A 19,604-nucleotide genomic window follows, 5' to 3' on the forward strand; every position below is an offset into this window, starting at 1 on the left:
CAGACATACTTTTTTCCAAAAGTAATTTGTTAATAAAACGGATATAACAAGAAAAGCACCGAGTTCAGAAAAGTTTCAATTTGATGCATTTATAAACACCTTAAAACAAATCCATTGAAAGAGATAAATAAAAAATTCAAAAAAATCGTTAACGCAGACGTTTTTTTCCACGATAATATTGAAAATACAGGGAAGATAATAAAGTAACGACTAAACTAAGATATAACATTTCATCAATTACGATCAATTATTTTATTCCATTTGCATAAATAACCACACGGATTATAACGATTAAAGCAATATAAGTAAATGAGATAATAATATCCTACTTTTTCAGTCAGGAAATAATAATGATAAATGAAATTCATTAATAAAAATAACCATTAATCAGTGAATAACCGATAATATAATGAACATTCATTATTCAGCAGTAAAAATGGCTTATCAATTCTGTAAGCCACTTTTATTACTCATTTTCCTTTCATTCTAGCGAATTACATTACGCAAATTGCGCCTTACCAATAGTCGTATCTGACCACGCTGTTGTAATGGCAATTTTCGCCTTACTATCCAAATTTTCAATAAAACCATTATCGCCCGCTGTCGGCGCAAAACTGCTCATTGATTGGATTAAGGTATCAACCGCATTATCCGATAGCGCCGTAAACTCACGCTCCCCCGATGCATTCTTATCCCCCATCTGCGCCACCAGTTTGGCACGATTACCATTAAAGTAATTGCTAAAAGTGACTGAACCTATTGATTCAAATACCCCCTGAGCGGTTTTATCTTCGGTATGGCGGTTTACTGATAACACCAGATCATATCCGCTACGCTGAAACCACAGGTTTTGCCAATCAAGACTATCAAAGACAATCATATCTTCTGCATTGATATCATCAATCTGGCTGTCAATCACCTTACCGTTGACCACAAAGCTGTCTACGCCGGTACCACCTTGGAAGCGGTTCTGATAACCCCCTAATACCAGTAGATCCTGACCATCACCGCCATTAAACTGGCTGAACTTCGAAATAGTGGCCGCTATCAAATGGTCATCACCTTCTCCACCATTAATCACCGCATGGTAACCCATCAGTTTAATCACATCGTTACCGGCGTTGCCGTCAATTTGGTTGTCATTACCGAATACTCTGGCAAAGTCATGGCCTTCACCTAACTCAACTCGGTTGTTATTACCAATGGTCACGGCATAATCTTGATCTTCCCCGGTATCTACCCGGTTGTAGTTGCCTGAGGTGACAACGTAATCCTGGCCCTTATCGGTATTAATTAAACCACCTTCGCCAAAAACAAACGTCTGGTCATTACCTTCCCCCATGAACACATGGTTAATGCGACCAGCTACCACTGCGGTGTCATCGCCATTACCGCCAAACATCCAGTTCTCACGTCCCATCAGGACGCCCAGATCATTACCTGTACCGCCCGCAAAGATGTTGGAAGTACCGATTGAATAATAAACATCATCTCCGCGACCACCCCAGAAGTTGTTGTTATCTCCCAAATAGGCACCCAGATCTTTACCATCACCGCCCCAGTTGAAGTTGTAGTTCCCCAACGATACATGGATATCGCCATCCCCTTGCAGATGACCGCTGTTACGCAAGAAATCAAACGTTTTCTGCTCCATATTGAGCAAATCTGCGGTTAGATTTTCTTTCAGATTGGTCACTAATGACTTCATCTCTTGTTGTTTATCTTCGCTGAACATCGTCGCAAACAAGTTAGGCAAATTCAGCGAATTAAAGCCCGATGCACGCTCTGGTTTGGCGCTCTCCGTCTCCACAGTCGCTGGCGTGCTGCTCTGCGCTTTCTCATTTTCATCAGGTTCTTTCTGTTTCAGGCCATGACTCTCAGCAAAGGATTTAATACCATCCGTCCCCATATTGAGGTGAGATTTCAGGCCGTCGAGCAATTTATCTGGATCAGTGAAAATTTTCAGTTGCTCACCACCGAATTTTCCAATGACTTCAATCATCTCTTTTAAAATAGCCACACCATCCACCGACTCGTCTCCACGGGAAACAATGCGACCATCCGCAGTGTAATCCACACCAAAGATATCCGCTAACGTGGTATCTGCATTCACACTGGCTAACCGGCCAAGCAATTTATTCTTAAGCTGACGAGGCAAATCCTGCGGATTATAGGTAAACGTTGTTTTCGCTATGCCGGTTGTCGAGTATTGCTGAGTCATTAAACTAAACAACGACCCCAGGTTAGTGTCCAGAATCGACTGGATATTATCACCGAACATAAAGTTCCAGTTGCCCGTGGTCACTTGAATATCCGCCCCTTGGCCCCCTACTGCAAAGTTGAATGCCAGTTTTTCATTGGCCTGACGGAATTTATCTGCACGGCTCATTTTGCCCATATCAACACTGTTGCCATTATTGCTTAGCCACTGATTGAATTTCTTATTCAACGCAGCTTCCGTATCACTTCTCAGACCACGGCTACTACGCTCATACTGAGAACCCAAATCAACTAGAGTCTTATAGTCAACGCTGCTGGTTTGGTCCAAACCAGACATATCCTGAACAAATTTTTTCGCACCAGTGATTGTCCATTGCTGATCTTGTGCTGCTAGCCACTCCTGCTCTTCACCAGCATGGGCAATGCTTTGCAATACACCGGAAATACGGGCTGCGCCATCAAATGGATTAACCAACGGTGGTGTTGGCAAGGATTTATCCATCATCACAATCAAGTCATTACTACGGCCTTGGTTGAAGCTGACGTTACGATTGCCAATAAACATTTGCGCACCTTCAAGCGCCTGATAACCTGCAATATCGAAGCTGTGTTTACTGTCACCATTGCCGATGTGCGCCATCACATTATTATCTCCGAAGACCAATGACTTAAAGCCACCAGTACCTACTTTGATGCCAACGTTCGATGTTCCCCAATTGAGCGCCGTAAATTCACCATTCCCCACATCTACCTGAATATTACCCGAGTAACTCAGTTGGCTATTCGATATATGATTTGAATCGGTTTCAATTTTATTTTTGCGCTTCTCTGGTGCGGTGAAAATATCTGCATTATCCACAATCGCACCTTTGGCTAGCGTATCGGCATCCGCTATACCGACACGAGAAAGATTGATATCGCTTTCAGCAATATTGCGACGCACTCGCTCTGAATGAGTTTCAAGTTCGCCTTTTTCATTCCAACTTAAGACGACTTTGTTATCAGTCAGGTTATTGATCCATTGGTTATTTTCATTCTGGGTAAATTTACGGCCAGTCACATCAACGGCAACTTCACTACGACGAGCGGAAACAGTTGTGTGAATATCTTGCCCTTTTAAGGCGGTGATAAAGTGACGAGCAAAGCCATCTCGTTTGTCATCATTAATCAGCGAGCAACCCACGATGCTAATGTGGTCTGGTTTACCCACTTGGCTAAAGTTCTGAATAAATTGTTTGAGTTTTGTTGCCAACTCATCGGCACTGTAACCACTCAGACGAGTGTTATTCTGCTCTGATTCGCTACGACCATGCCCGACAATCTGCCAGCGTAACTTGCCTGATGGTTTAAATTGAGAGGCATCACCATAGACAACACGGTATTTACCCTCAGAATCAAGCTGAACAACTACGCTGGAATCTGGGTGTTTACCCGCCAAATTCGCCGCTGCTTTGGCGGCGACAGGATCATCCTCCATCTGGATAATGATTTGACCATCAAAGCGGGTTTCTCGGCCGTCAGTTTGTGATGTGACTGAAATGCGCTCCCAAGATTCGACATTTTTGTTTTTTAGCACAGCGTCCGATGATAATTTTTCCAGCACAGATACCGTAGCATCACCATTCTTCGAGCCTTTCAGTGTCAATTTACTGACGGTTGGGTCAGCAAATATCTTATCAATATTCAACTGTACGGAACTGGCTGCTTGTTTAAAGTTGTTGCTTTCAACTTCAACAAAAACCTTTTGGCCTTTCTTATCCATGACTTCCAGAGTGATGACATCTTCACGGTAATCCGCAATCCACCCTTCGATACCTGAATCCAGCGAAAACATTATTTCCTGCTCTTTCAGCGCGTGCAATACATGACTTTGTTCACCCTCACGCGCCTGTTTCCAAGTATTGTCATAACCCGTAATAGCGCTATCTTCAAATGTATTATAGTTAATATTGAAGCTCGATTTTGCACTGTTCTCAGGGCTGGCAGAAGCATATTTATAACCTATAGGAGATCGATAACCCGTGATCACGCCCTTATGGAAAGAATCCATAAAACGGTGAAAATTATCATAGTTATCAAATGATTTAGCGCCAAAGTTAGGATCAAAGAATGACCAAATTGTTTGAGCTTCACCCTTATGTACAACAACTGACATGGCGTGATCTTCAGACATAAACATCATATAAGTCGATTGCTTCACATTGCGCAGTTGTTCCATAACAGATTCATAGCCATCAACCTCATAATTCAGCGGATCACCGATCCTCGCCCCGGTTAACCCATTTGCTTTTAGCCTTGCACTATAATCAATATTCCCCTTCGCTTTCTCGATCAAACTACCGGCATCAAGATGTTGAAAATGTTGTATTGACAACAACTCTTCAATAGCCGGGCCGACTTTCTGACGGCGATATCGGTTAAGCAAAGAGGATTCAATAGAGTTAATATCAGTTTTTTTATTCACGGAGTTGTCGTTGTAGGCTTTAGCTACATCCTTCAACCACTCTATATAAGCTTTTCCGCCTCCTATGCCATTCACACGTTCTTCCATCATATAGCGGGAAGACAGAGCAAAGCATATTCCTTCCAGAAACTCTTTGGACTGAACGTCATTACCATTGGTCACCAGCACATGACCAATTTCTGGAACAAGCTTCTTAAGCTCTCCCAATAAATCTTCATTCTGACTAAAGTGGAATGAGTAATCAGCCAATTGTTTTCCATCCGCTTTAATGTCAAAAATGGTATAACCCACTTCCTGAAATAAACTTTTCTTTTCCACATTATGATCTTTGCTCTGAGAACCAGAAGGTGCCGACATATTCTCAATCGCCTGATGGATCTTTCTTAAACCAGAGATATCAATACCTTTACCATTGTTCGATAAATCACTGGCTTTCAGATTCGAGAAAACGGCATCTGAAACATCTTGACCATATTCTTTAATAACCGCCGCTTTGATTTGTTCAATCGCTTTATCAGAATTTTCCGCTTTCTGGTTAATCTGAATATTTGCCTTCCCCCGAGTGACAAAATCACCATTTTCATCAACATAAAGATGTTTCGAATCCTTAAGATTGGCACTGCTAAGCTTATCATACAGACTACTGAAATCGCCTTGCTCTGGGATTCTCACCGTGGATTCGGCAAACACCATCGACTCTTCAAAGCGCGTGTCAATTTGAGACAACAAAGCCTTCATTGCGGGTACACGACCTGAGTCTGGATGACCTAAGAGATATCCTTCAACCTGTTGGCGCAAATCGGATAATTTTCCTATCACATCCAGTTCATAGTCTTTTCTTCCTTGCCAAACATGGTGATAACTCTCTAATGCATCAATGACTTTTTGGTAACTGTCACCACGAATTTTACCTGCAACAGATGCGGCTTCCTGTAGCTCACTCACCGACATCAATTTTGGTATGGGCTTCCAGATGCCATTCACTTTCTCAGTAAAAATTCGGGTATGTCCCTGATGATGAGATATAACCTGATCTTCAATGAAATATAACTCATCAGGTAGCTGCGCATAATTGTTGTAATTAGCAAGAATAAAACGTTCAACTGCTTTAAGCAGATTATTACTGGTCGTATTTTTTACAATAATTCGCTTAAATTCATTGCCATTACCGGGCCATGAACGCACTTCAAATCCTTCGTTACTCTTTTGCACTAATAAGTTACGTTCTGTACGTAATCCATAAAACGGCAATGCTTGATTCAGCATAGTATCGACAGCACTGAGCTTAATATCGAGATCAATAATGGTATCGTCTTTATAGCCATCAGGGTTAACCGCCAACCGTTTTTCTTGCTCTTCAATAGTCAAAGCATCAAACCGCGCCCGCACAGTAATACCTGCCTCTGTTAATCTGCGGCCAATCGAGGCTGTAGGCAACCCTTTATATTCACTTGCCGGTTTATCCAACAATAGAATTTTACCCACTAATCCTTCACGTTGCAGTTTACGCAATACAGGTAATTCAACATTCCAGAAATAGTTGCCAAGACGTAAGCCCCCCTCAGAGATCAAATAAACATCACCACGTGATCCTGCGGCATAGACGGAACTCCAGAAACCAGTGTTGCTATACGTAGCAGCATCAATGGCCGCTCTTAGCGCTTTATGTCTATCATTTTCATTATCGGAGAGGTATGTAATTTTCCATTTCATGAGGTGCTGATTGAGCTGAATCGCAAAAGCATTTCCCGGCACATCAACATCGTAAACAATTTTCTTACCATCCGGTTGTGCAGCCTCAAGAACATCTCGATGCCTTCTAAAACTCTTCCCGGACCAGAATGAAACAATGCTTTTGTCATCGCGAGCAGGATCAAAGCTATAGCCATAGCTGTCTAGTTTTGTAATAAACTCAACTCGTTTATCCCAATCGTAATCCAGAGTAGCGTCAACAAACAGTTTCGCTAAAGACGCGATTTCATTCTCAGGTACTTTGTGTTTGACCTTGGGATTTCTGAGATGCCGTTCAACAAAAGCCACCATATTCTGCCTGGTATTACCAGAAATCTCTGCATTAACACGCTTAAAGCCGGGAACAGGAATATATTCGTCCGATGCATTATTGTTACCATTATCAAGCCAACGGTAGATGTGGGCGACTTTTTGTGCACGACTGAGTATGGAAGAATCTACCGCCCTCTTTTTACTGCTACCCAATCCTTCCAGATTAATACCAGAAATTATCGGCGCTTTTCTAATACGCTCACTCGTCTCATGTGAAGGAGAAACTACAATGTTGTCAGATTGTGTTTCAACAGACCGAGGAATAAGCGAAACACCGGTATTTTTTGCACGAATTCCCGCGTTGATCTGCAACCGGCTAACAGCTTGTCTGGCACTCTTCAACGCCTGCAACTCTTCTTCGGTCAGCCCTTGGTAATATCTGTTTCTCGTTTCTGGCATCGATGCAGGATCAATATGGCTGCCGGTTTCTCCCGCCCCCGTTGACTCATAGGCTTTTTCTCCTGACAATCCGCTGCCACTTGCGCCAGTGCGAGCAGGTCTGGAGTCACTCAGTTTCGCCCCTTTAGCATCAGCTTGGGTCTGAGTCGCTTTACTTTCCGCCGACGCAATATCACGCTTACCACGGCTTTCTGCATTCTGATACGCAATATTAGCGTTATCCTTCGCCTTTTCTGCCTGCTGCTGCTGTGAAAGTGCTTCTTCTTTTCTCTGATCTGCCTTGGATTGCGCGTCTACACCATCAAGCATCGCCTTATCACGATTTTGTTTACCTTTTTCGGTGCCTGATTCTGATAGCACCACGGCATCTTTTACTTTTTGCTGTGTATTAAAAGTATCCCGATGTATATCCATCAGTCGTTTTTCTAATGTCGGCTTGATATCATCCAACCGCTTCTGGATCTCCTCAGAGATTCCACCCGCATAGTCGAGATAATGGCTGTCTAACTCACGACTATCATCAGTTTCATCTTTAAGTTGTTTAAATTTGTCAGCTATTAAAGTCAGCTCTTCTGTAACTGCCTGAGCTTCTTCTTTTATCGCATCACTCTGCACTTGCCCATTCCGGTTAAGCGCTTCCTGATCCGTTGATGCCAATTGGGATTTCGATTTTTCAATCGCTGCCAGTTGTTTCTCTTTTTCTTGTTCCAGAAGCTGACGATCTTTTTCGGCTTTTTCTTTATCACTTAACGCATTTTTGGCCGCCTGGTCCTGCCTGGCATGTTCAGTAACACTATTGGCTGGCAATGTACCTACAGATTTTGCAACAACGTTGTCCAAGATATAGCCTAGCCCATCATTCTGGCCCGTACCTTTAAACTCAATTCGGTTAGTACCTTCTTGTGCGGTTAATTGCAGCGCCTTGTTTTGCCATTCAACTTCGTTACCAGAGGTTGCGAAGATACTTTTACCATTCCATAGCACCTCCATACCTTCGCCTAAAGCAAGATCTGAACGTTTAGCAAAGTCAAAGCTCAGTGAAACCACTTCACCTTCAAACCGGTTTTTCAGATCCTGGTAAATGGTGGTATTGACATCCACATCAAGTTCACTGACTCGCTTTCCATGACCGGCATTATTAAGGCCGTAAGCACTCGCCGCATTATATGCCTCAACACCATTAGTTGATTGCCAACCTTGATTACCTTGTTCAAAGTCACCATTGACGATCAGATTTTCGTTCCGATCTGATACCGATCGCGTTTTTCGATTTAACGAACCGGCTAAAGAACTTTCTATTGCATTAATATCAGGCGTTTCTGCCGTTGTTACAGAACCACTCAGCCGACCGTTTAAATCTGAACCAACTTGATCAATTTCATCCATCTGAAAACCATCAATGGCAGAGACTTCCACTAAATTAATCGCACCTCTGCCCTTATGAGTGCCCGACGTGTTAGCTTCATCCCCATGCACCAGATAGTTAATCGCCTGACTGCCACCCACACCGAGTACAGTTTGTTTAATATTGTCGAAGAAAGAGGCAAGTTTGTTGCTCTCTGTATTACTCGATGCCACAGCCAGGCTGTAAAAATCACCATCACCAATCTTAATCGCCACGTTGTTGCGCGCATAAGAGGCATTGATACCCAGACCATCACCAACATGAATATTGGCATTGCCTTTACCCTTCATGACCGCAATATTAAGGCCATCCCCAACTTGGGTATTGACGTTATATTTCCCCCACGCCACGTTAACCGAAACACCATTACCGACATGGGTGTTAATGTTAGCGTCACCATGAGCGGCGGTTACATTTAAGCCATTTCCCACCGTGGTGGTGATATTAGCTTTCCCTTTTGCCGCCGTCACCTGTATACCGTCACCCACTTTGGTGACGACATTGCCTTCACTCCATAAGGCGTTAAAGCTGTCTCCCTTACCTACCTGAGTGACAAGGTTCGCCTTACCTTTAGCCAGCACCACATTACGTCCATCTCCTACCTTCGTGATGATGTTGGCTTGTCCCCAAGCGCCGGTGTAATCATTACCGTTACCCACATGGGTGATAATGTTGGCATTCCCCTGAACTACCGTGAGTTCTTGTCCATTCCCTACTTTAGTGATGAGGTTAGCCTGACCTTTCGCGAAGTTGTAACGGTCGCCATTTCCTACTTGCGTCAGGATATTGGCCTCACCCCAAACCGCATTGACGCCAGTACCATTACCCACCTTCGTGATGATATTGGCTTTTCCTTTGGCGAAACCCACTGTCGTGCCCTCGCCGACATGAGTCATCACGTTACCCACATCGGAAATAAGCAGACCGACTGTGGTACCGTCGCCCACTTTGGTCAGAATATTGCCTTTACCAGACAAAATACCGGCGGTCGTTGAGTTGCCCACGTGCGTAATCACATTCGCTTTCGCCGCCGCAACCACCCCCATAAAATCATTACCCACTTTGGTAACGATATTGGCCTCACCCAGAGCTAACACGCCGGTTAAGCCATCCCCCACATGGGTCATCATATTGGCTTTACCAAACATGGCTGCCAGGGTTGTCCCCTCACCGACTTTGGTCATCACGTTTAGTTCACCGGCAAACAAACCGATACTGGTGCCATTACCCACATGGGAATAGATATTGGCTTTCCCTATCATTAAGGCGGCGGTCAGGTCATTACCAACTTTGGTCAGCACATTGGCACCGCCAATCATGGCGGCAAAGGTATTGCCATTCCCGACATGGGTAAAGATATTGGCTTTGCCAATCATCGCCGCCAGCGTCATGCCATTACCCACTTTCGTAGCGAGATTGCCCTTTGCCAGCATCAGCGCAACACTTGCGCCATCCCCAATATGAGTAAACACATTGCCTGCGGCTACCATCAAGGCCAGCGCGTCACCGTCACCCACTTTGGTAAAGACGTTCACTGCACCGCCCATTAATGCCCAGGCATCCCCTTTGCCGACCTGGGTAAACAGGTTGCCCGCGCCAATCATAGCCGCAATCGCTGTCCCCTCCCCGACTTTGGTGAAGATATTGCCTGCCGCGGCCATCACGCCCAGTGTCAAACCGTCGCCGACATGGGTCAGCACGTTGCCGACGCCGAACATGATGCCGGTCGTGTCACCCTGTCCGACTTTGGTCAAGATATTAGCACCCCCGAGCATAACGCCCGTGGTATTGCCGTCACCGATATGCGTAAGGATATTCGCACCGCCGCCCATGACCGCCAGCGCATGGCCTTGCCCTTTCTTGGTAACGATGTTGGTGCCGCCCAGCGCAATGGCGGTAGTGTTGGCAGTTTCGCTCTCATCACTGAGATGAGTGATAATATTGGCACCGCCGAACAGACCGGTAACCAGATCTCCCGCACCGAGTTTAGTCAGTACGTTAGCACCGCCTAAAAGTATGGAAGAGGTATTCCCTGTTCCCGCCTGAGTGATGACGTTAAAACCGCCCGCACCGGACCAGTTTCCATTGCCATTACCAATTTGGGTATGCGTGTTGTACCCGCCCAACATCAGTACCCGGCTGCTACCGCTGCCTTTGTGGATCGAGATATTGCCATAGGACAGAAGATGAGCCAGATATTGTCCATCCCCAACCCGCACAAGAACATTTACCGCGCCACCGGCGTAAACATCCATTTTCCCGCGCTGACCTTGGTGAACCAGAACATTGGCTAAACCCGCGCCATGAAATGTCAGATCGCCCTTTTCACCACTTTTTACAATGACGTTAGCTGCGCCAGCACCATCAAAATTGGTATCACCGAATTTTGAACCATGCAAAATGACATTCGCTACCCCTGCGCCCTTAAAATTAACATTTCCCTGCGTGACATTAGATTTAATAACGTTTCCACCACCCGCGCCGTTAAAATTAACGTAACCACTGCTTGTGGGTGACTTTACAAGGTTTTGCTGGCTATATTCTTCACTATGTACTAATCGATGGAAGGTACGGCGCACCGTATTAACGTCGTATTGAAGCTGGCTTAACGTATAACCGGGACCAATAGAGGTATATCCGTTAGCATAGGAAAGCACTTCATTAGCCAAATTACCCGTATGATCACCTGCTTTGTACCATGCTATTGCTTTGTATTTCAGTTGCCTTGTATCAGGATCGTTTTTCAACTGGACTTCAACGATTTTGGTATATCGCCCCATTACTTTGGCATACACATAAGTATTGGGCTGCCGGTTCGATTTGACTGCGGAAACATCGACTTTGCGGCCATCAGAGAAGATCGCATATCCCCCCATTTTGGCATCACCTAGCGAGATATCCTCTGCTTTAATCACCATGCCACCCGCATAGGTTACCCACCGATCTATCAATAGGTTTTCCTCGATAGCATGAATCTCGATAGGTTGCTGATGCTCAAAAACCAAACTGGAGAGACGATAAGCGCCATTAGCGTTTACCGCGATAAATCCATTGCCTGACGAAATTTCTTTCGCAGCAAGATTTTTAAGGTGATTACCTGCCTTATACCAAGAAGTGGCATGATAACCGAGTCTGCCTGTGGTGGGATTATTTTGGAGCTGGACTTTGCTGATTTTAGTGTACATTTTGTCAGCAAACGCAAAAAGATAGGTATCCGGTTCGACGGTTGATTTAATACCTGTAACTTGCTGAGACTCCTGAATCCAGCTTCCTCCCATCGTTGCCGTCGTCAATACGATTTCTTTAGCTTTAGCAAATTCCAGTGTCTCACCATCGGAATCGCTATTGATGCCTATTCTGGTAATTTCATTGTAAGCACCGCTACCGGAGAAATTAATATTGCCATGCGCGACATCAGAATAGAGTTTGTTATAACCACCCGCACCTTCAAAAGTAATATCACCGCGGGTCTGTTCATACTCGTCTTTATTGTTGCGTACACGCTCAATGCGATTCGATGCCCCTGCACCATGTAAGATAATATTACCTTGTTTACCTTTACGTATGATGTGATTATCAGCACCCGCCCCATTGAATGTAACGTTACCGCTCTCTACTCGCGAGCTGATGCTGTTTGCAGCGCCTGCGCCATTAAAAGTCACATTTCCCTGTGAATCTTGATAACGATTAAACCAAGTATGGTCAATGTCATTGTATGCCCCTGCACCGGCAAAATCTAAATTTCCCCGGTTAGTTTCATGCCATAACTTATTGTATCCACCAGCTCCTTTAAAATTTGTATCACCAGACAAACCTTTACGAACCAGTTTGTTGTAGCCGGCAGCACCCGAATAATTTAAATTTCCCGTTTTACCTGTGTGATTAATAAAAGCCGCACCGGCCGCACCCGCAAATGACAGACTACCATTTCCCGTTTTACTAATACCGGCGTAACCTGAAGCTCCCTTTACCGCAAGGTCACCATCTGTATGGTATACATCGACTTTAAGTGAACCAACAGTAACATCATCATTGCCGCCATAAGCATAAACTTCACCACCAACACCAATAGCAGTAATACTATTACCATCATTATCGTCGTAGTATTTTCCAGTAAAGAAGTACTCTGTACTTCTATTTGATGATTTCCCCATCAAAAATCCCTTTAACTCATACAAAAATCAAACAAAAAACCACTGTACCTGACGAATACAACGGTTGTTTTGAACATCAAGTTTCCCGCGAACGGTACAAGCTTTCTGACCTTTCCACGGCAAAAAGACACGGCGACGCAAATCCCTGGCAACTTCACGCCCATGACCAAAAGGCGCAATCATTTCGGGAAAAAAGATATGTGGACCTGAACGCCAGTCTGTGTGGGTAAGCTCTCTTTCTCCCGAAAGAAGCTCCTCTCGATTCTGCTCAGATAAAAAAGCCCAATTACAAAAGGCGATTGGGCACCCGTGTTCATCTTCGTAATAGCAAAACTGATTCAGCTCAAATGCAGGCAAGATACGCTGTTGCCACTCAGACACCAGGTATCTCCGATGCAGAGGAGAATGCTGACTCAGCAACATGACTCCGCCAATCATCGCTTGAATTTCTGCGTTATTCAGTTTTACTGGTTGATATATAATCGCCATGCGCTAATCAACCATAAGATTTTATTTTGCATTTTTAGACAGGCGTTTTTTAACATTAGCAGATTCTTCTGCTATAGATTCTGATGCAATTTGTTCTTCTTGTTCTTCGGCTACTTGTGGAGCAGGTAAAAATCCTGCTGCAACCAATTTGTCAAATTCAGCCGCCATTCGTGGATCTTCCAACATATTTTTAACCATCGAAACCATATACATAAATCCCGATGCTGGCATATGGATAACTTGCTTTAATTCAAGTACATTATCATTTTCTGCCATTATCCCATTCGCCATACGATTGGGTTCTTGACCAACGAAATAAAGAGAAAAAACACCTTTGTTATAATTAACGCTAGAGATAGTTTGTACGAATTTTTCAGACATATTTTTATTTACCAAAAATAAACAATTTTTTAATGAGACGATACAATGTTTACAACAAGGAGAGCATTCAATTCAGAGATATCCCGAGTTTGTATATCTATAAATACATTAAGAGTAAATGAATCAATGAATAATATAGAGACAAAACTCAAAATCAATATTTATATACAAAAAGTCCTTTTACCCCCCATATATAGTCCCATTTACCCACACTGGTACTGGCAATAAATATAAGATAATAATGCAATACTCAAATACCACACAAATCAACATAATATTTTGTTTTAATTAATATTTTTGTGAATTTTAAAGATGTTTTTTCATGAATGAAATTGAGAAATTGACCATAGCATCATTAAGATTAATATTGATGATATGTAATGGAAAAGAAAATATTGATGATATTGATAACTTAAAAAGCTCTGATTGTTACCACTCCTATATAAAGGATATAGAGAAAAAATTTAACTTATCTCTTTCAAATAAAAATTCCGTAAGCAAAAAGCACCATAACATACCCTTACCCGCAATCTTGTTTGATAATAATGGCCTACCTTTTGTTTTAGCCAAATCGAATAAAGAAAGTTCATTAATTCAGAGGATCGATAAAGAAAATCCCGAAATATGGTCAGAAGAGAGGCTAATAAAAGAGTGGAATGGAAAATGGATTAAAATTAAACAGAAACAAGCCAAATTTAACATCAGTTGGTTTATTCCAGAATTCCTGGCACAAAAGAAAAATCTGGGTGAAATACTGCTATTTTCCTTTGTGTTACAGATTCTTGCGTTAATTTCACCTCTAGTTATTCAGGTAGTTATGGATAAGGTCTTAATCCATCAAGCGTTATCGACACTTGATGTATTAGTCTTTGGCTTAATTATTGCCGGTATCATTGAGGTGATTTTACGTGGATTGCGCGAATACCAATACGCTCACACCGCCAATCGCATTGATATCAAATTGGGATTAAAACTGGTCCAGCATCTGTTCGGGTTGCCTTTACTCTTTTTTAAATCCCGTCAGGTAGGGGCAATTGTCACACGGGTGCGTGAACTGAATACTGTCAGAGAATTTCTGACTGGTTCAATGTTTACCTTATCTGTCGATCTGCTGTTTATGTTTATTTTCATCTATGTGATGACGCTGTTATCCAGCACACTGACTTGGGTTTTTCTCGCTACTCTCCCTCTTTATGCCATTTTGGCATGGTGGCTGACTTCTCGCATGGAGAAAGCAGTTGAACAACAGTTCACCCATGCGGCAATCAACACCTCTTTTCTGACTGAAACGGTTTCCGGTTCTGAAACTTTAAAAAGTCTGGCGGTAGAGCCAAGATTCGTTCGCCGTTGGGATAGCCAGACTGAAAAGATGGTGGATACCAGTTATGCGGTACAACAATTGAGTAATCGTTCAAATCATATTGTGATGCTACTGCAAAAAGTCACCAATGCAGCGATTCTCTGGTTAGGCGCGTCAGAAGTTTTATCACTGCAAATGACCATTGGTCAGTTGATCGCCTTCAACATGATGGTAAATCACACCTCCCAACCCTTAGCCCGACTAGTGGAGCTATGGGGACAATTTATCAGAACGCGGGTAGCCGTCGATAAATTAGGAGATATGTTAAACCTGCCAACCGAACAGCAATCCGGTCAACAACAAATCACGCTGCAAGGAGCGATCTCGTTTAACCATGTTGTCTTTCGCTATCAACCTGATATTCCACCGACGATTAAGGGATTGACTCTCCATATAAGAGCCGGAGAAACCATCGGTATTGTGGGTGCTTCTGGTTCCGGGAAAAGTACGTTAGCGCGTTTATTACTCCGCCTTTATACCCCAGAAACAGGCGCAATCACCTTAGATGGGATTCCATTGCAAAATATAAATATTGAAACACTCAGGCAGCAAATCGGCGTGGTTCTGCAAGAAAATTTCTTATTTAACAAAACAGTATATGAGAATATCGCCCAATCAAAACCTGATGCCAATCTGGAAGCCGTAATTAAAGCGGCTAAACTGGCGGGTGCCCATGAATTTATTCTCAAGCTCCCGATGGGATATGACACAACTATCGCAGAAGGCGGGCAATCTTTATCCGGTGGTCAGCGTCAGCGACTTGCCATTGCCCGGACCATCCTGGCTAACCCCAAAATTCTTATTCTTGATGAAGCCACCAGCGCTCTTGATGATGAATCTCAATCACTTATTCAATCCAATATGGCGGAAATTGCCCAAGGTAGGACGGTTATTACCATCGCACACCGCCTTTCAACTGTACGTCATTGTGATCGCATCATTGTTCTTAAGCAGGGAGAAATTATCGAACAAGGCTCTCACGCTCAATTGCTTCACTACGGCAAGCAATACCGAAAGCTCTGGCAGTTACAACAAGAATTAAAACAAGAGGTGCCTTGTCATGATTAACACTTTAAAGGATAAGATTAAAATACGATTACGCTCGTGTCCGCAACATTATGATTTTTTACCGACACATTTAACGTTATCACAACGTCCACCGTCACCGTTCGCCCGTTACACGGCGATAACGCTCAGTGTCGGTGTCATCATAGCCTTGCTCTGGGCCTATTTGGGCAAGTTGGATGTTCAGGCTACGGCCACCGGACGTCTGCTCGTCTCAGGTCGCTCTCAGATAATTCAAGCTTATGAACAGAGCCGGGTGACAGCTATCCATGTTCAGAACGGACAGCGAGTAACGAAAGATACCCCACTTCTGACATTGGACACACTCGGTGTTAATCAAGATATCGCTCGGTTACTCAAGCAGATCGAATATCAAGCCCATGAAAAAATTCGTTATCAGGCTTTAACCGAGGAACAGGCACCAGAAGAACAAGAACTATTTCAAGCATTGCCGGTATCTCAACAAGCACAAGTTGTTGAAAACTATTCCCGTGAGAAAAGAGAGTATGAAGCGAGCGTAACAAATCTGAAAGCAGAGATGAACGTCAACCTCTCTTCTCAACAATCACGGAAAAGCGATATCAATGCGCTCACTAAGCTCCGGCAAAATATTAGCCAGCGTTTAAAAGCACGCCAGACTTTAAGTCAAAAACAAGTTATCAGTAAAGTTGAATACCTTGAACAGGAAAAAGAGTTTCTGGAAACAGAACGTCTGATTATTCAACAAAATGCAGAACTTAATGTGCTGCAATCGCAATATATCAGCTTGGAAGAGCGCTTAAATAGCCTGAAAACACAAAAAGAGCGCGAATGGTTTGATAAAAGAAAACAGGCCGAAGTTCAATTGGTTGTTTTAGAGCAAGAGCTGGCAAAAGCTCAAGTGCGAGAACAGCTTGAAATTATTCGCTCTCCTGTTACAGGGACCGTTCAACAACTCAGTGTGCATACATTAGGCGCAGTTTTGCAACCAGCACAAAACTTAATGGTGATCGTCCCTGATGACAATGTGCAAGTGGCAGAAGTGCAAATTCTCAATAAAGATGCCGGATTTATTCATCCCGGGCAACAAGTCACCGTTAAGGTAGACGCTTTCCCCTATACCCGTTATGGCACGATTGATGGCGAACTGCTGAATATATCCAGAGACTCAACCACCGATGAGCGGTTAGGGTTGGTCTTCCCTGCTCAGATAAACCTTAAGAGTAATAATATCGTCATAGACAACACACGTGTTGACATTACCCCAGGTATGTCAATTGTCGCTGAAATCAAAACTGATCAACGCCGCGTTATCGATTATCTCCTTAGCCCTATCAGAGAGTATCAATCTGAAGCCTTGAGGGAGAAATAATCGTGAACATATTACCTTCTTCTGCTGCCGATTCCGGTAACAACCCTCATAATCAAGCACTGGATTGCATTGTCTATGTGGGAAAACAATTTCATAAGTCGGCCACTATTGATCAACTTCAACACCGCCTGGGTTTTGATTCTTTACATCTGAATGATTTACAACTACGCGAAGCCGCTGACGCTATTGGGCTACACAGTAAGATCGAGCAATTAACTGTCAATACAAGGCCAATGTTACCCTTACCGGCATTGATTGAACTAGAACAGCAATGGTGGGTACTGATTGAGGTCAGTAACACCCATATTATTATTCTCGATCCTGCGACTAAACAAACTCGGTCACTCTCTTTATTTGCTGATAATAAAGAGCATGCCTATAAGATCCTGTTGATCGCCGATCAGGAATTAACTAAAAAACATGTCAAATTCGGTCTGGGCTGGTTTTACCCCTCTATTTTCCGCCAGAAAAGTCAGATAAGAGATCTATTTTTATTTGCCATTGTTCTGCAATTATTTGCGCTGGTCAGCCCGATCCTGTTTGAAAATATCATCGATAAAGTATTGGTAGGACGGAGTTTATCCAGCCTGCATGTATTAGGTATGGCTATGCTCGCTATCGCCCTTGCCGAACCTTTGTATAGCTTTATGCGCAACACCGTGTTTGGACACATGGCAAGCCAGATAAATTCTGAACTTTCCGGGCGACTGTATCGCCACCTAACAAACTTGCCGCTACAATATTTTAAGCAACGGCAAACCGGGCAGATTATTGCCAGAGTCAGAGAAATGTCTCAAATCCGTCAGTTTTTGACCGGTTCTACCTTGATGCTGCTGTTAGATCTGATTTTCGTCATCATGTTCATTGGCGTTATGTTTTACTATGCCAAGATATTGACCTGGATCGTTATTGGCTCACTCTTTGTTTATTTCGTATTCTGGCTGATCGCCGGGCCAATTATTCGCCGCAAAGTGGAAGCAGAATATGAAACCGATGCGAATGCAACGAGCTTTCTGACCGAAACCGTAACAGGCATTGAAACCATCAAAACCACCGCGACTGAAAAGCGTTTTTTACATCAGTGGCAACGCATTCTCAGCCAACAATTGACGAAAAGTTTTGCGGCCCAGAAAAGCGGTTTAATTGCCGGGCAAGGAATCGATTTTGTCCAAAAATTTACCGCCGCCATCCTTTTATGGTGGGGAGTGACCGAGGTTTTACGTGGTGAACTGACGCCGGGACAACTTATCGCTTTTAATATGCTCGCCGGACATGTCACCCAACCTATCCTACGGCTGGCACAGGTTTGGCAAGATTTTCAACATACGTTAATCGCTCTGAAACGTGTCGGAGATATTCTTGATGAGCCAATGGAGAACAGTAAACAGGGATTGGCTTCTGTACCTGAGCTGGAAGGTCAGATTGAATTCAGGAGCATTCGTTTTCGCTATCATGACGATACACCGGAAGTTCTGGCAAATTTATCGTTATCAATAAAATCTGGTCAATTTATTGGGATAACCGGACCATCGGGTTCCGGCAAAAGTACTCTCACCCGTTTACTACAAAGGCTATATGTACCTCAACATGGGCAAGTTCTAATTGATGGTATGGATCTGGCTATTGCCGATCCCGTCTCTTTACGCCGCAATATGAGTGTTGTGCTCCAGGAAAGTATCCTCTTTTCCGGCAGCATCATTGATAACATCCGACTATGTAAACCCAACGCCACTGATGCAGAAGTCTATCGCGCCGCTGAGTTATCTGGTGCCATTGAATTTATCCAATCGCTTCCTCACGGTTTTGCTCATCCGGTCGGGGAGAAAGGGGCAAATCTCTCTGGTGGTCAAAGGCAGCGCATCGCATTAGCAAGAGCACTCTTGGTCAATCCGACTATTCTGATCCTCGATGAAGCCACCTCAGCATTAGATTATGAATCTGAAGCCGCAATCATGGCAAATATGGATGAAGTATGCCGTAACAGAACGGTTATTAGCATTGCTCACCGGCTCAACACGATTCGTCATGCCGACAAAATTTGCGTATTAGATCAAGGACAAATCGTCGAATTTGACTCACATGATCAACTACTTCAACAAGGCGGCTTATACGCTCATTTATGGCATCAACAAATTGGTGAAAGCTGAATTGACATTCAGCTTAATTTCTTAAGAAGAGGAAGCATAAATTTTGACTCAAATTGTATCTATTTTTATTTATTTGATTAATAAATTAACAAAATGTAAATAAAT

6 protein-coding genes are annotated in these 19,604 nt (G+C 43.5%); 3 read left to right on the forward strand and 3 right to left on the reverse strand.

Annotated elements, in window-relative coordinates; genetic code table 11:
• Positions 1–499: 499 nt before the first annotated feature.
• Genes rtxA through rtxH form a run of 3 tightly spaced genes read right to left on the reverse strand, consistent with a single transcriptional unit; the run spans position 500 to position 13,576 of the window.
• Complete coding sequence (rtxA, locus tag EAE91_RS24210; RefSeq protein WP_244868808.1) at positions 500–12,706, reverse strand: MARTX multifunctional-autoprocessing repeats-in-toxin holotoxin RtxA; 12,207 nt, start codon at positions 12,704–12,706, stop codon at positions 500–502.
• A 27-nt stretch (positions 12,707–12,733) separates the two neighbouring features.
• The gene (gene rtxC / locus EAE91_RS11845; protein ID WP_214088681.1) at positions 12,734–13,195 is read right to left on the reverse strand and encodes an RTX toxin-activating lysine-acyltransferase RtxC; all 462 of its coding nucleotides are present in this window, start codon (positions 13,193–13,195) and stop codon (positions 12,734–12,736) included.
• 21 nt (positions 13,196–13,216) lie between these two features.
• On the reverse strand, positions 13,217–13,576 hold the full coding sequence (rtxH, locus tag EAE91_RS11850; protein WP_214088682.1) for a protein RtxH: 360 nt from the start codon (positions 13,574–13,576) through the stop codon (positions 13,217–13,219).
• 322 nt (positions 13,577–13,898) lie between these two features.
• On the opposite strand from rtxH, the gene EAE91_RS11855 reads away from it, so the two are divergent.
• The 3 genes from EAE91_RS11855 to EAE91_RS11865 are packed head-to-tail and all read left to right on the forward strand — an operon-like array spanning position 13,899 to position 19,499.
• Positions 13,899–16,004, forward strand: a complete 2,106-nt coding sequence (locus EAE91_RS11855) for a peptidase domain-containing ABC transporter (RefSeq protein WP_214088683.1) — start codon at positions 13,899–13,901, stop codon at positions 16,002–16,004.
• Positions 15,997–17,352: an HlyD family type I secretion periplasmic adaptor subunit gene (locus tag EAE91_RS11860; protein WP_214088684.1), complete on the forward strand. Its 1,356-nt coding sequence runs from the start codon at positions 15,997–15,999 to the stop codon at positions 17,350–17,352. The genes EAE91_RS11855 and EAE91_RS11860 overlap by 8 nt, the downstream gene beginning before the upstream one ends.
• 2 nt (positions 17,353–17,354) lie before the next feature.
• Positions 17,355–19,499: a type I secretion system permease/ATPase gene (locus EAE91_RS11865; RefSeq protein WP_214088685.1), complete on the forward strand. Its 2,145-nt coding sequence runs from the start codon at positions 17,355–17,357 to the stop codon at positions 19,497–19,499.
• Positions 19,500–19,604 lie beyond the last annotated feature (105 nt).

This window comes from Photorhabdus noenieputensis (assembly GCF_018448935.1).
In the GTDB taxonomy this organism is placed as follows: domain Bacteria; phylum Pseudomonadota; class Gammaproteobacteria; order Enterobacterales; family Enterobacteriaceae; genus Photorhabdus; species Photorhabdus noenieputensis.